We start from the raw sequence: 15,124 nt of genomic DNA on the forward strand, positions 1-15,124 counted from the left end.
CTCAGTGCTTACAGACGGTACGTATGTGCGGTGCAGGGCCGATACGGCCCCCTTCCATCCTGCTCCCCGCCCCGGCGATCGGGAATCCCGCATACCGCTCTCACTGTCATCACGCTCCGCGATAGCCTGACAGGCATGTACGACCCCTCCCATCTGCGCACCTTCCTCTCGGTGGCGCAGACGCTGAGCTTCACGCAGGCCGCCCGGCGGCTCGGGCTGCGGCAGTCCACCGTCAGCCAGCACGTGCGGCGGCTGGAGGACGCCACCGGGCGGACGCTGTTCACCCGGGACACGCACTCGGTGGAGCTCACGGAGGACGGCGAGGCCATGCTCGGGTTCGCGCGCCGGATCCTGGAGGTGCACGAGCAGGCGACGGCGTTCTTCACGGGCACCCGGCTGCGCGGGCGGCTGCGCTTCGGCGCGTCGGAGGACTTCGTGCTGACCCGGCTGCCGGAGATCCTCGAGGGCTTCCGGCACGACCACCCCGAGGTCGACCTGGAGCTGACGGTCGAGCTGTCGGGCACGCTGCACGAGCAGCTCGCCGCCGGGAAGCTGGACCTCGTCCTGGCCAAGCGGCGGCCCGAGGATCCGCGCGGCGAGCTGGTCCGGCACGACAGGCTGGTGTGGATCGGTGCGGAGCGCCTCCGGCTCGACCCGGACCGTCCCGTGCCGCTCATCGTCTATCCCCCGCCGGGCATCACCCGCGCCCTCGCCCTGGAGGCGCTGGAGCGGCAGGGCCGCGAGTGGCGTGTCGTGTGCACCAGCGGCTCTCTCAACGGCCTCGTCGCGGCGGCCCGGGCGGGGCTCGGCGTGATGGCCCACTCCCGCGGCCTCATCCCGCCGGGCCTGGTCCGGATCCCGGACCGGGCGGGGCTGCCGGAACTGGGACAGGTCGACTTCGTCGTGGTCCACGGCCGGCGGAGCCCCGCCGCCCAGGGAGCGGCGGACGCCCTGGCCGCGGCGATCCTGGCGGGCGGCGACCGACTGAACCGGAGTGACGAAATCCGCCTCCGGGGCGCTGACAGAAGAGACGGCCGGGCACCGCGCACGAGGAGCCCCGGGCCATGAGGGGTCGTACAGATTCGGTGGAGATTACGGCTCCGAAACTTACTCAACCGTCAGGATTCTGTCCGACCCTTCCCCATGTGGGCGCATTTTCCCTCCCTGACCAGCGCGGACGAGAGCGCTGCTCGCCTTCGCCACCCCTCCCGCCCTCTGCCCGGTTGGGGTAGCTTTCACCGCGCTGTGCGGAGCGTCACTCAACAAGAGCGCTGAGGAGCGGGGAGCGGGGTTTGCGCGAGTTCACCAACCCTCCGTTGGCGTTGGCACCTCCGGTGGGCGGTCTGGCCGACGTGGTCTTCCAGCATGCCCAGGAGGACCCGCTGCACATCGGGCTGGGCCGCAAGGACGAGTCAGGGCAGTGGCGCGACGTCACCAGCGCCGAGTTCCGCGACGAGGTGCTGGCCCTGGCCAAGGGCCTGCTGGCGAGCGGCATCCGGTTCGGCGACCGGGTCGCGATCATGTCCCGTACGCGCTACGAGTGGACCCTGTTCGACTACGCGCTGTGGACGATCGGCGCCCAGGTCGTGCCGGTGTACCCGACGTCCTCGGCCGAGCAGTGCTTCTGGATGCTGTACGACGCCGAGGTGACGGCCGCGGTCGTGGAGCACGAGGACCACGCGATGACTATCGCCACCGTCATCGACCGGCTGCCCCAGCTGCGCCGCCTGTGGCAGCTCGACGCGGGCGCCGTGCACGAGCTGTACGACGCCGGCGCGCACCTCGACGACGAGGTGGTGCACCGCCACCGGCAGGCCGTCACCCCCGACTCGGTCGCCACGATCATCTACACCTCGGGCACCACCGGCCGCCCCAAGGGCTGTGTCATCACGCACGGCAACTTCATGTACGAGGCGGACACCGTCATCGAGCGCTGGGAGCCGGTGTTCCACTCCAAGCGGGGCGACGAGGCCGCCACCCTGCTGTTCCTGCCGCTCGCCCACGTCTTCGGGCGGATGGTCCAGGTCGCCGGGATCCGGGGCAAGGTGAAGTTCGGCCATCAGCCGCAGCTGAACGCGGCGGCCCTGCTGCCCGACCTGGCCGCGTTCAAGCCGACGTTCTTCCTGGCCGTGCCGTACATCTTCGAGAAGGTGTTCAACGCGGCCCGCCGCAAGGCCGAGAAGGAGGGGCGCTCCGGCCCGTTCGAGAAGGCCGTCGACATCGCCATCAAGTACGCGGACGCGATGGAGGCGAAGGCCTGGGGCATCGGCCCCGGCCCGTCCGCCGGCCTGCGCATGCAGCACCAGTTGTTCGACAAGCTCGTCTACTCCAAGATCCGCGCGGCGATGGGCGGACGCATCAAGCACGCCATGTCGGGCGGTTCGGCGATGGACCGGCGGCTCGGCCTGTTCTTCGCCGGGGCGGGCGTGCACATCTACGAGGGGTACGGCCTGACCGAGTCCACGGCCGCCGCGACCGCCAACCCGCCCGGCCGCACCCGGTACGGCACGGTCGGGCAGCCCATCCCCGGCATGACCGTGCACATCGCGGACGACGGTGAGATCTGGCTGCACGGCCAGAACGTCTTCCAGGGGTACCTCAACAACCCCAAGGCGACCGACCAGACCCTGCACGACGGCTGGCTGGCCACCGGCGACCTCGGCGCGCTCGACGAGGACGGCTACCTCACCATCACCGGCCGCAAGAAGGAGATCCTGGTCACATCGGGCGGCAAGAGTGTTTCGCCCGGCGTGCTGGAGGAACGCGTCCGTGACCACCCACTGGTCAACCAGTGCATCGTCGTCGGCAACGACCGCCCGTACATCGCCGCCCTCGTGACCCTCGACCAGGAGGCCGTGGAGCACTGGCTGACGATGCGGGGCAAGCCGCGGATGTCCGCGGCGGAGCTGGTGCGCGACGCGGATCTGGAGGCGGAGGTGCGGCGCGCGGTGGTCGCGGCCAACACCCTTGTCTCGCAGGCCGAGTCGATCCGCACCTTCCGCATCCTGGCCCAGCCGTTCACGGAGGAGCACGGGTTGCTGACCCCGTCCCTGAAGCTGAAGCGGAAGGCGATCGAAAAGGCGTACGAGAACGAGGTCGAGGCGCTGTACCGGGCGTGAATGGCCGGGTAACGGATGAGTCGCACGCCTGAATTCTCCCGTCAGGAATGCATCACGACTCGTGATCGTTGACGATGGGAGGTACACCTGACCACAAACCGAAGGATCGAGAGCTCGTGAGCAAGGTCCCCCCGATCATCCTGAACAACGGCGTCGAGATGCCCCAGCTGGGCTTCGGTGTCTGGCAGGTGCCGGACGACGAGGCCGAGTCGGCCGTCACGACGGCGCTGGAGGCCGGGTACCGCAGCATCGACACAGCGGCGATCTACGGCAACGAGGAGGGCACCGGCAAGGCCATCGCCGCGTCCGGTCTGCCCCGCGAGGAGCTCTTCGTCACCACGAAGCTCTGGAACGCCGACCAGGGGTACGACTCCACGCTGCGCGCCTTCGACACATCGCTGGGCAAGCTCGGCCTGGACTTCGTCGACCTGTACCTGATCCACTGGCCGCTGCCGGCCCGGGGCACCTATGTCGACACGTACAAGGCGTTCGAGAAGCTGCACGCCGACGGCCGGATCCGGGCCATCGGTGTCTCCAACTTCCTTCCGGAGCACCTGGAGCGGCTGATCGGCGAGACGTCGGTCATCCCGGTCGTGAACCAGATCGAGCTGCACCCGCACCTCCAGCAGAGCGCCGCCCGTGAGTACCACGCTGAGCAGGGCATCGCCACGGAGGCCTGGTCGCCGCTCGGCCAGGGCAAGGGCCTGCTCGAGGTCCCGGCGATCGTGGCCATCGCCCGGAAGCACAACCGGACTCCGGCCCAGGTCGTCCTGCGCTGGCACATCCAGCTGGGCAACGTGGTCATCCCCAAGTCCGTGACGCCGGCACGGATCAAGGAGAACATCGAGGTCTTCGACTTCAGCCTGGACACGGAGGACCTGGCGGCCATCAGCGCCCTCAACGAGGACCGCCGCCTGGGCCCGGACCCGGCGACGTTCGACGGCGCCTGAGGTACCCCCGAATGCCCGCAGCTCGCTGAGCTGCGGGCATTCGTGCCTCCCCCAGTGCCTCAAGGGCCTGGGAGGTACCCCCAGGCGGCACGGGTGGGCGCAGCGGCACCCCGCACCGCCGGGCTGCGCACCCACCCGCCAGCGCCAACGCCCAGCACCCCGTGTCAGAGAGTCCCTAACCCGCCCGGACTGCCGTGTGCACCGTATGGGCCTCCAGAACGAACACGTCCGACCGACGGTACAGACTCGCCTCGTCGTCAGGATCGAGCAGCCGATCAAGAGTCGCGAGATCTCCCGCGTCGAGCCCGTCCGTCAGCCGCTCCCGCATGTGCGACAGGGACGCCACGACATAGGCACGGGCCCGCTCAGAGGCGGGTGCCGGGAGGTCGAGCAGGAACGTGTGCGTCCTGGTGTGCTTAAGCCCCGCGGCGGCCAGCAGCCCCGGCCAGTCCTCCGTCTCCGCGACATGCCCCGGCAGCTCCGCCCGCATCCGCGTGAACCACTCCGCCTCCACCGCGTCGATCCGCGCCTGGAGCCCGGGCCGGCCGATGCCGATGTCGCGCGGCAGGTACCGCGGGGGCAGACCACCCTCCATCAGGGCGAGCGTGCCGCCGGGCGCCAGCCGCGCGGCGAACGCGTTGAGCGCGGCCCGCTGGTCGCCCAGGTGGTGCAGGCTGCGGCTCGCCCAGAGCAGGTCGGCGGGGTAGTCCAGCTCGTCGAGCACCTCAGGGAGTTCACCGGCGATCGTGCCGAAGCGGTCGGCGACGCCCAGCCGCTCGGCCCGTGCCCGCGCCCGCTCCAGCAGCGGCTCGGAGCCGTCCACCGCGACGATCCGCGCACCCGGGAACGTCTCGGCGAACAGGCACGACACGACGCCCGGCCCGCTGCCCGCGTCGACGATCAGGCCCGGCTCGGTCACCTCCTTCGCCAGCCAGGCCATGGCCCGCTCGTAGAGGGACGCGAACAGCTCCGCCTGGGACTCCAGCCTCGGGCCCATCTCGGCCCAGTCGATGTCCGTCTGGCCGTGGTGGTGGCCGTGGCCGTGCTTGTGCTCATGCTCGTGCGCCATGGTGGTCAGCCTCTCCCTCGGATGCCGCCAGCCTGCGCCGACGCACCGGGAGTAGGCCACCGCTCTTGCCGCTCCCGCAAAAATGATCCGCCGGGGCCGGAGCCCCGGCGGATCCGTGGGGACGGGTGTCAGCGGGTCAGGACAGCGGCGGGTACGCGTTCTGCATCAGCTGCCGGAACTGGGCGGAGAACCAGTGCCCGGACAGCGGGGCGTCCGGCAGGGCACCCGACATGTTGTGGTTGTTGCGGGGGTTGCCCTCGTACGTCGGGTCGCACATCCGGTCGAAGCCCTTGCCCTCGTCGTTCGGAATCTGCTTGCTCGCCCCGTCGGACTCGCCCGGGGGCTTCATCCACACGTACGCGTCGATCCCGGCAGCGGGGTTGGCCTGCGGCCGCTCGCCGAGGCCGGCTCCGGACTGGTTGCACCAGTTGCCGGGGTTGAAGCGGCGGTCGTAGCGGCCGCCGTCGACGTAGGTGTCGACGGAGGTCTGGGCGCCGGGGCCGGTGGGCCGGGCGGCGCCGCCCCAGCCGTTGCGGGAGGTGTCGATCAGCATGCCGATGCCGGAGTTGAAGCCGACCGAGACCAGTTGGTTGCGGAAGGCCTGGGCGAAGGACAGCTCGTCGACGTAGCGGTTCCAGTCGACCCACTTCGACTCGCGGACGGACTTGCCGGCCACGTTGTCGCTGATGGAGAAGTTGTTCTCCTTCAGGGCGCTGTAGTTCGCCGTGTTGGTGATGAAGCCGTGGACGTCGTTGACGGTCGCGCCCTCGGCGGTCGCCGCCTCCTTGAACAGGGTCGCGGAGGGACCGAAGTTGTCGTCCCAGCCGATCCAGCCGTGGTGGCCGGCGTCGACGTAGTTGTAGACGTTCGGCACGTCGCCGAGCTTGTTCAGCGCGTACCCGACGCCCTTGATGTAGTTGCCGTTGGCCTTCATCACGTCGCACTGCGGGGTGGCCGTCGGTCGGCCGCCGGTGTTGGTGACGAGGTTCGGCAGCGAGTCGATCTCGACGGTCGTGACGATCCGCAGCGAGGAGTACTTCGAGTCGGCGAGGATCGCCTTGATCGGGTCGATGTACTCCGTCTTGTAGCGGCCGATCTCGTCGGGCTTCAGCTCGCCGTTGGAGGCGAGGGCAGCGCAGTCACGGCCGGGCAGGTTGTAGATGACGAGCTGGACGACGAGTTCGCCGGAGCCCTTCTGGCGCAGCGCCTCGTCGAGGTGGGCGCGCAGGCCCATCTTGCCGCCCGCGCCGTTGATCGCGGCGATCCGGTCCAGCCAGACACCGGTCGGCTGGTTGGAGACCCGGCTGCCGCCCGGCTCGGCGGCGGCGTTCGCGGACCACTCGGGGTTCACGTACACCTTGGCACCGTCGTAGGGGTTGTTGACCCGGTTGGCGGGACCGCCCGGGTCCGGCGGATCCGTGGGGCCGCCGGGACCGCCGCTGTCGACGTTGCAGGTCACGCCGTCGAGGGTGAAGGTGGCCGGGATCGCGTTGCTGCCGCTGTAGGAGCCCTGGAAGCCGAAGCTGACCGAACCGCCCGTCGCGAGCCGGGCGTTGTAGCTCTCGTTGGCCACGGTGACGTCGGCACCGCTCTGGCTGATCTTGGCGTTCCAGCCGCTGGTGACCTTCTGGTTGCCGGCGTACGACCACTTCAGCGACCAGGACGACTTCGCGGCACTGTTGTTGGTGATGGTCACGGCGGCGGTGAAGCCGGTGTTCCACTGGTTCTGCACCTTGTAGTCGACGGTGCAGGGGACGGCGGCGGTGCCGACTCCGTCCGGGTCGACGGCGAACGCGGTGCCGGTGGCTCCGGCGACCAGGGCCATGGCGGCCAGTAACGCTGTTCTCGTACGGCTCATGAGTGCGGGTTTCCCTTTCGGTGGTGGGGGTGTCAGCCGTTCAGGGCGCGCTCCGACAAGGACATGAGGAACCCGGCACCGGCACTCGCGCAGCCGGGGACGACCGCGAGGGCGGCGGCTATAAGTACTGAACGCGAGGGGTGTCGCATGAGCGACTCCGTGCAGGTCGGGCCCGCCGTGACGGACGCGTCGACTGATGGAACCGCTCCCACTGGTGTCAAGGAAGGTAGCGCCAAGTGTCGGCAAAGAACAGGGGAGTCACTGACTTTCGCTCAACACACGGCGTCGAATCTTTTCGACTCTTCAAGGACCTTGACCGATACCAGACCCGTCCTCACTATGGGAGCGCTCCCACTGGTTCAAGCCTTGACTTCTCCGAGCCGCAAGGAGGAACCAGCACCATGCATCCCCCACCCCGGAGACGGAGAGCCGTGCGGCGTCTGTGGACCGCCGCGCTCGCAGCTCTCGCGCTTCCGTTGACGATGCTCTCCTCAGGGTCGACTTCCGCTCAGGCGGCCGCACTTCAGTGCAGTGTCGATTACAAGACGAACGACTGGGGCTCCGGCTTCACCGCGGACCTGACCCTCACCAACCGCGGCACGGACGCCATCGACGGCTGGACGCTGACCTACGCCTACTCCGGCAACCAGAAGCTGGGCAACGGCTGGAACGGCACCTGGTCGCAGTCCGGCCAGAACATCACCGTCAAGAACGCCCCGCACAACGCGCGGGTCGCCGCGGGCGCCGCCGTCTCCACCGGCGCCCAGTTCTCCTACAGCGGCAGCAACACCGCGCCGACGTCCTTCACGGTCAACGGCACGCCCTGCACGGGCGCGCACCAGCCGCCGATCGCCGTGCTGACCAGCCCGGCCGCCGGCGCCGTCTACACCCAGGGCGAGGCGGTTCCGCTGGCCGCCACCGCTGCCGCCGCGGACAACGCCACGATCAGCAAGGTGGAGTTCTACGACGACACCAAGCTGCTGGGCACGGACACCAGCGCGCCCTACGCGCTGTCCGTCTCAGATTTGACCGTGGGCAGTCATTCCCTGGTGGCGAAGGCCTACGACAGCATGGGCGCCTCCGCCGACTCCACCCCGGTCGGCATCACGGTCGCCTCCGGCCCGACCGTCGTCGCCTCGCCGCTCCAACTGGGCGTGCAGTCCGGCAAGTCGGGCACGTACGAGGTGAAGCTGTCCAAGCAGCCGGCGTCCAATGTGACGGTGACGTCGACGCGGGCGAGCGGCAACTCGGGCCTGTCGGTCACGGGCGGTGCCTCGCTCACCTTCACCCCGCAGAACTGGAACACCGCGCAGAAGGTGACCGTCACGGCCGCCGACTCGGGTACCGGTTCCGCCGTGTTCGAGTCGACGGCCGCGGGCCACGCCAAGGCCTCGGTCACCGTCACCCAGCTGGCGGCGGCCAAGACGTACGACGCCCGCTTCCTGGAGCTCTACGGGAAGATCACCAACCCGGCGAACGGCTACTTCTCCCCCGAGGGCATTCCCTACCACTCGGTCGAGACGCTGATCGTCGAGGCGCCGGACCACGGTCACGAGACCACGTCGGAGGCGTACAGCTACCTCCTGTGGCTCCAGGCCATGTACGGCAAGGTGACGGGCGACTGGTCCAAGTTCAACGGCGCGTGGGACCTCATGGAGAAGTACATGATCCCCACCAAGGCCGACCAGCCGACCAACTCTTTCTACAACGCCTCGAAGCCGGCGACCTACGCGCCTGAGCTGGACACCCCCGGTGAATACCCGGCCAAGCTCGACACCGGCGTCTCGGTCGGCCGGGACCCGATCGCGGCCGAGCTGAAGAGCGCGTACGGCACGGACGACGTCTACGGCATGCACTGGCTCCAGGATGTCGACAACGTCTACGGCTACGGCAACTCGCCCGGCAAGTGCGAGGCGGGACCGTCGGACACCGGCCCGTCGTACATCAACACCTTCCAGCGCGGCCCGCAGGAGTCGGTGTGGGAGACGGTGCCGCAGCCGACCTGTGACGCCTTCAAGTACGGCGGCAAGAACGGCTATCTGGACCTGTTCACCGGTGACGCCTCCTACGCCAAGCAGTGGAAGTTCACCAACGCGCCGGACGCCGACGCGCGCGCCGTGCAGGCCGCCTACTGGGCGGACCTGTGGGCGAAGGAGCAGGGCAAGGGCGGGCAGGTCTCCTCGACGGTCGCCAAGGCGGCCAAGATGGGCGACTACCTGCGCTACTCCATGTTCGACAAGTACTTCAAGAAGATCGGCAACTGTGTCGGTCCCTCGGCCTGCCCGGCGGGCACCGGCAAGGACGCCTCGATGTACCTGATGTCCTGGTACTACGCCTGGGGCGGCGCCACCGACACCTCGGCCGGCTGGGCCTGGCGCATCGGCTCCAGCCACGCCCACGGCGGCTACCAGAACCCGCTCGCCGCGTACGCGCTGAGCAGCTACGCCCCGCTGAAGCCCAAGTCGGCGACGGGCGCGGCGGACTGGGCCAAGTCCATGGACCGGCAGCTGGAGTTCTACCGCTGGCTGCAGTCCGACGAGGGCGCCATCGCCGGCGGCGCGACCAACAGCTGGGCGGGCCGGTACGCGACCCCGCCCGCCGGGAAGTCGACGTTCTACGGCATGTACTACGACGAGAAGCCGGTCTACCACGACCCGCCGTCCAACCAGTGGTTCGGCTTCCAGGCGTGGTCCATGGAGCGGGTCGCCGAGCTGTACCAGCAGACGGGGAACGCGCAGGCCAAGACGGTCCTCGACAAGTGGGTCGACTGGGCGCTGTCCAAGACCACGTTCAACCCGGACGGCACGTTCCGCATCCCGTCGACGCTCCAGTGGTCGGGCCAGCCCGACACCTGGAACGCCTCCAGCCCCGGCTCCAACAGCGGGCTGCACGTCACCGTCGCCGACTACACCAACGACGTCGGTGTGGCGGCCGCGTACGCCAAGACCCTGACGTACTACGCCGACCGCTCCGGTGACACGGAGGCCGCGGCGGCGGCGAAGAAGTTGCTGGACGGGATGTGGGCGAACCACCAGGACGACATCGGGCTTGCCGTCCCGGAGAACCGCGCGGACTACAACCGGTTCGACGACTCGGTGTCCATCCCGAGTGGCTGGACGGGCACGATGCCGAACGGTGACGCGATCAACTCGTCGTCGACGTTCGACTCGATCCGGTCCTTCTACGAGGACGACCCGGCCTGGTCGAAGATCGAGAGTTATCTCGCGGGCGGTGCGGTGCCGTCGTTCACGTACCACCGGTTCTGGGCTCAGGCGGATATCGCGTTGGCCATGGGCTCGTACGCGGAGCTTCTCGAATAGCCCCCGCCGGGCGCTCCGCGGGGTGGGCGGTACTTCGGGTGCCGGTCCGTAGTGGCTGGTCGCGCAGTTCCCCGCGCCCCTGACAGCGTCCGAAGCTCTGCGTACATGGCCCTGCACCTGACGCGGGGCCACGGCCGGGCGGCTCCCCCCGCACGGGAGCCGCCCGGCCCTCGCACGTTCCCCCTCCCACGGAAGGAACCCCACCGTGCGAAGAACCCGCATTCTCACTGCCGTGCTCGCGCTGGCGGCCGGGCTGTTGTCGGGCGCTCCCGCAGCCCTGGCCGTCGATCCCCCCTCGGTGAAGATCGCCGCCGATACCTACTCCTGGAAAAACGCCAGGATCGACGGGGGCGGGTTCGTCCCCGGGATCGTCTTCAATCGCAGTGAGAAGAACCTCGCCTACGCCCGGACCGACATCGGCGGTGCCTATCGGTGGCAGGAGGCGTCGAAGACCTGGACGCCGCTGCTGGACTCCGTCGGCTGGGACGACTGGGGGCACACGGGGGTCGTCAGCATCGCCTCCGACTCCGTCGATCCGGACAAGGTGTACGCGGCGGTCGGTACGTACACCAACAGCTGGGATCCCAAGAACGGTGCGGTCATGCGCTCCTCCAACCGGGGGGCGAGCTGGCAGAAGGCGAATCTGCCGTTCAAGCTGGGCGGCAACATGCCGGGGCGGGGCATGGGCGAGCGGCTGGCCGTCGACCCGAACCGGAACAGCGTGCTGTACCTGGGCGCACCCAGTGGCAAGGGGCTGTGGCGGTCGACGGACTCGGGCGTGACCTGGTCGCAGGTGGCGAACTTCCCCAACGTCGGCAACTACGCGCAGGACCCCGGCGACACGAGCGGCTACGCCTCCGACAACCAGGGCATCGTCTGGGTCACCTTCGACGAGTCCACGGGCACCTCGGGCAGCGCCACGAAGACGATCTACGTGGGGGTCGCCGACAAGGACAACGCGGTGTACCGCTCGACGGACGCGGGCGCGACCTGGCAGCGGCTGGCCGGGCAGCCCACCGGTTACCTCGCCCACAAGGGCGTCCTGGACGCGAAGAACGGCTATCTGTACCTCGCCTACAGCGACAAGGGCGGACCGTACGACGGCGGCAAGGGACAGCTGTGGCGGTACGCGACCGGGACCGGGACCTGGAAGGACATCAGCCCGGTGGCGGAGGCCGACACCTTCTACGGCTTCAGCGGGCTGACGGTCGACCGGCAGAAGCCGGGCACGGTGATGGCGACCGCGTACAGCGCCTGGTGGCCGGACACGCAGATCTTCCGCTCGACGGACAGCGGCGCCACGTGGACCAAGGCCTGGGACTACACGTCGTACCCCAACCGCGAGAACCGCTACACGATGGACGTCTCGTCCTCGCCGTGGCTGACCTGGGGCGCCAACCCGCAGCCGCCGGAGCAGACCCCCAAGCTCGGGTGGATGACGGAGGCCCTGGAGATCGACCCGTTCAACTCGAACCGCATGATGTACGGGACGGGCGCGACGATCTACGGCACCGAGAACCTCACCAACTGGGACAACGGAAGCAAGTTCGCCGTCAAGCCGATGGTGCAGGGGCTGGAGGAGACGGCGGTCAACGACCTGGCGTCGCCGCCGTCGGGCGCGCCGCTGCTGAGCGCGCTGGGTGACATCGGCGGCTTCCGCCACACGGATCTGACGAAGGTCCCGTCGATGATGTTCACCCAGCCGAACTTCACGACGACCACGAGCCTGGACTTCGCCGAGTCGAACCCGAACACGGTCGTCCGGGTCGGCAACCTCGACTCCGGTCCGCACATCTCGTTCTCGACCGACAACGGCGCCAACTGGTTCGCGGGGACCGACCCCTCGGGCGTGAGCGGCGGCGGCACGGTCGCGGCGGCGGCCGACGGCAGCCGGTTCGTGTGGAGCCCTGAGGGCGCCGGCGTGCACCACGCGACGGGCTTCGGCACGTCGTGGCAGGCGTCCGGCGGGATCCCCGCCGGGGCGATCGTCGAGTCGGACCGCGTCGATCCGAAGACCTTCTACGGCTTCAAGTCCGGGAAGTTCTACGTCAGTACGGACGGCGGGGCGACGTTCAAGGAGTCACCGGCGACGGGGCTGCCCGGCGGTGACAGCGTCCGCTTCAAAGCGCTGCCCGGCGGGACGGGCGACGTCTGGCTGGCCGGCGGCGCGAGCGACGGGGCGTACGGCCTGTGGCACTCGACGGACGGCGGCACGAGCTTCACGAAGCTGCCGAACGTCGAGCAGGCCGACACCATCGGCTTCGGCAAGGCGGCCCCCGGCGCCTCCTACCAGACGCTCTACACCAGCGCGAAGATCGGCGGCGTGCGCGGCATCTTCCGCTCCACGGACAAGGGCGCGAGCTGGACCCGCATCAACGACGACGCCCACCAGTGGGGCTGGACGGGCGCGGCCATCACCGGGGACCCGAGGGTGTACGGCCGGGTGTACGTGGCGACCAACGGACGTGGCGTCATCTACGGGGACAGCTCCGACGGAGGCACCACGGGTCCCGGGCCCGGCCCCGATCCGGCCGGTGCCTGCAAGGTGACGTACAAGGTGACGAGCCAGTGGTCGGGCGGCTTCCAGGCGGACGTGCAGCTCACCAACACCGGGACCGGCGCCTGGAACGGCTGGTCCCTCGGCTGGTCCTTCGCCGACGGCCAGAAGCTGACCCAGGCGTGGAACGCCGAGGCCGCGCAGTCGGGAGCGGCGGTGACGGCGAAGAACGTCGGCTGGAATTCCAACGTGGCGGCGGGCTCGTCGGTGAGCTTCGGCTTCACGGCCAACTCGTCGGGGACGAACACGAAACCGACCGCGTTCAAGCTCGGCGACCAGAACTGCACGGTCGCCTGACCGTGCTTTTGAGGGCGTATGCCGGAGGCGGCATACGCCCTCGTCCTTCTCAGGGGGTGTAGACCGTCGGCCGTGGAGCCGTCGGCATGGCGTTGCCGATGAAGAAGCTCGGGTGCGGGGGCTGGTTGTAGGCGGTGTTCTGCCAGGCCAGGGCCGTGCGGTACTGCGTGTCGTGGAGCAGGGTCGTGATCTTCGTGCTGGTCTCGTGCGGGGTCGAGTAGATGCGCAGCGCGGTGTTGTCGCTGGTGCGCCAGACGACCTCCTCGCGCCAGTCGCCGAGGATGTCGCCGGACAGGACGGGCGTGGACTTCGTGCCGTTGTTGGAGGAGACGCCGGATCCGGTCAGCAGGCGGGTGTCGCCCGAGGTGCCGTACTTGTCGATGCGGGTGCCGTCGAGGAGTTCACGGACCGGGTCGCCGTCCCACCAGGACAGGAAGTTCATGCTGGACGGCTCCCGGCCGAGCGAGGCGCCGGTCGCCGAACGCAGGGTCGTGTCCGCGGCGGACCAGGCCTCGGCGCCCGCGCTGCCGGCGTACACGTCGGCGGCGACGCCACGGCCGTTGTCCGAGCCCGAGGCCGTCTGCCACAGGATCTGGCCGGTGCGGGCGTCGGCCATCCACGAGCCGGGTTTGCTGGAGTTCTCGGAGACCTTGAAGTACTCAAGGCCCGCGCGGGAGGGGTTGAGGTCCCCGACGTGGCCGGCGTCGCCGTGGCCCAGTTTGGTCGTCCACAGCCCGTTGCCGTTGTCGTCGACCGTCATGGCGCCGTAGACGATCTCGTCCTTGCCGTCGTTGTCGACGTCCGCGACGGACAGGCTGTGGTTGCCCTGGCCGTCGTAGCCCTTGCCGCTGTTGGTCGAGGAGTTGGTGTCGAAGGTCCAGCGGCGGGTGAAGGAGCCGTTCCGCCAGTCCCAGGCGGCGATCACCGTACGGGTGTAGTAGCCGCGCGCCATGATCAGGGAGGGGCGGGAGCCGTCGAGGTAGGCCGTGCCCGCGAGGAAGCGGTCGACGCGGTTGCCGTAGTTGTCGCCCCAGGAGGAGACGTTGCCGCGGCCCGGGACGTAGTCGACGCTCTGCATCGCCTTGCCCGTCTGGCCGTTGAACATCGTCAGGAACTCCGGGCCGGACAGCACATAGCCGCTGGAGTTGCGGTGGTCGGCCGAGGAGCTGCCGATGACCGCGCCGGTGCCGTCCTTGGTGCCGTCGGCGGTCTTCATGGCGACCTCGGCCTTGCCGTCGCCGTCGTAGTCGTACACCTGGAACTGCGTGTAATGCGCGCCGGAGCGGATGTTGCGGCCCAGGTCGATACGCCACAGCCGGGTCCCGTCGAGCTTGATGCCGTCGACGATGGTGTTGCCGGTGTAGCCGGACTGGGAGTTGTCCTTGGCGTTGGTCGGCTGCCACTTCAGGACGATGTCCAGGGCGCCGTCGCCGTCCAGATCGCCGAGGGAGGCGTCGTTGGCTTCGTAGGTGTACGCCGAGTTGCCCGGGGCGGTGCCGCCTGCGGGCGGTGAGACCGGGACGTCCTTGTAGCCGGTGCGGAACTGGATCGCGTGCACCGAGTCGCCCTGCTCCACGCCGTTCACGATCGCGCGGACGGTGTAGTCGGCGTGCGAGGGGGCGCCGGAGTGGAAGTAGTTCGTGGAGCCGGTGATCGGGGTCGCGTTGACCTTCGTGCCGGCCCGGTACACGTTGAACGAAACGTCGTTCGGATCGGTGCCCAGCCAGCGCCAGCTGACCAGGTTGCCGCTGCCGGTGTGGACGCTGACCACGCCCCGGTCCAGCTTCTCCACCTGGCGGGCGGTGGCGGCCGCGGCGGTGTCGTCGGTGGCGAACGTGGTCAGGCCGGCGCCGACGAGCGCCGCCGTGGCCGCGGCGACGGGGAGGAGCAGGCGGCGTCTGCGGTGCCTGTGCGGGTGCTTCACGTGACGGACCTCCTGGGAGGACGGGCGGGT

General features: G+C 69.4%; 8 protein-coding genes. 5 read left to right on the forward strand and 3 right to left on the reverse strand.

What is annotated here, in order from left to right; translation table 11 throughout:
* Nucleotides 1-135 precede the first annotated feature (135 nt).
* From MQE23_RS08240 to MQE23_RS08250, 3 genes are all read left to right on the forward strand, one after another.
* Entirely contained in the window at nucleotides 136-1,068 is a 933-nt protein-coding gene (locus MQE23_RS08240) for a LysR substrate-binding domain-containing protein (RefSeq protein WP_020276551.1), read from the forward strand.
* Nucleotides 1,069-1,292: 224 nt separating this feature from the next.
* Entirely contained in the window at nucleotides 1,293-3,119 is a 1,827-nt protein-coding gene (locus tag MQE23_RS08245) for an AMP-dependent synthetase/ligase (protein WP_243378693.1), read from the forward strand.
* A gap of 74 nt (nucleotides 3,120-3,193) precedes the next feature.
* Nucleotides 3,194-4,069, forward strand: a complete 876-nt coding sequence (locus tag MQE23_RS08250; protein ID WP_279345135.1) for an aldo/keto reductase — start codon at nucleotides 3,194-3,196, stop codon at nucleotides 4,067-4,069.
* Between the two features lie 175 nt (nucleotides 4,070-4,244).
* On the opposite strand, the gene MQE23_RS08255 is transcribed toward MQE23_RS08250, so the two are convergent.
* Together MQE23_RS08255 and MQE23_RS08260 are read right to left on the reverse strand one after the other, a co-directional pair.
* Nucleotides 4,245-5,138, reverse strand: a complete 894-nt coding sequence (locus tag MQE23_RS08255) for a class I SAM-dependent methyltransferase (RefSeq protein ID WP_243378694.1) — start codon at nucleotides 5,136-5,138, stop codon at nucleotides 4,245-4,247.
* Nucleotides 5,139-5,274: 136 nt separating this feature from the next.
* Nucleotides 5,275-6,996, reverse strand: a complete 1,722-nt coding sequence (locus MQE23_RS08260) for a glycoside hydrolase family 6 protein (protein WP_243378695.1) — start codon at nucleotides 6,994-6,996, stop codon at nucleotides 5,275-5,277.
* Nucleotides 6,997-7,397: 401 nt separating this feature from the next.
* Between MQE23_RS08260 and MQE23_RS08265 the strand changes: the two genes are divergently transcribed.
* Nucleotides 7,398-10,316, forward strand: coding sequence for a glycoside hydrolase family 48 protein (locus tag MQE23_RS08265; RefSeq protein ID WP_243378696.1), 2,919 nt, complete (start codon nucleotides 7,398-7,400; stop codon nucleotides 10,314-10,316).
* Nucleotides 10,317-10,521: 205 nt separating this feature from the next.
* Nucleotides 10,522-13,170 (forward strand): cellulose binding domain-containing protein, encoded by a 2,649-nt coding sequence (locus MQE23_RS08270; RefSeq protein WP_243378697.1) that lies wholly within the window; start codon nucleotides 10,522-10,524, stop codon nucleotides 13,168-13,170.
* 49 nt (nucleotides 13,171-13,219) lie between these two features.
* Here the strand turns inward: MQE23_RS08270 and MQE23_RS08275 are convergent, their stop codons facing one another.
* Complete coding sequence (locus tag MQE23_RS08275; protein WP_279345136.1) at nucleotides 13,220-15,094, reverse strand: rhamnogalacturonan lyase; 1,875 nt, start codon at nucleotides 15,092-15,094, stop codon at nucleotides 13,220-13,222.
* Between the last annotated feature and the right edge of the window lie 30 nt (nucleotides 15,095-15,124).

It is taken from the genome of Streptomyces sp. HP-A2021 (assembly GCF_022807935.1).
Classification (GTDB): Bacteria; Actinomycetota; Actinomycetes; order Streptomycetales; family Streptomycetaceae; genus Streptomyces; species Streptomyces afghaniensis.

What these genes read in the sequence shown, in the direction of transcription:
- MQE23_RS08240 (WP_020276551.1), top strand. Translation starts at nt 136, where the DNA reads ATGTACGACCCCTCCCATCTGCGCACCTTCCTCTCGGTGGCGCAGACG.
- MQE23_RS08250 (WP_279345135.1), top strand. Translation starts at nt 3,194, where the DNA reads ATGGGAGGTACACCTGACCACAAACCGAAGGATCGAGAGCTCGTGAGC.
- MQE23_RS08255 (WP_243378694.1), bottom strand. Translation starts at nt 5,138, where the DNA reads ATGGCGCACGAGCATGAGCACAAGCACGGCCACGGCCACCACCACGGC.
- MQE23_RS08260 (WP_243378695.1), bottom strand. Translation starts at nt 6,996, where the DNA reads ATGAGCCGTACGAGAACAGCGTTACTGGCCGCCATGGCCCTGGTCGCC.
- MQE23_RS08265 (WP_243378696.1), top strand. Translation starts at nt 7,398, where the DNA reads ATGCATCCCCCACCCCGGAGACGGAGAGCCGTGCGGCGTCTGTGGACC.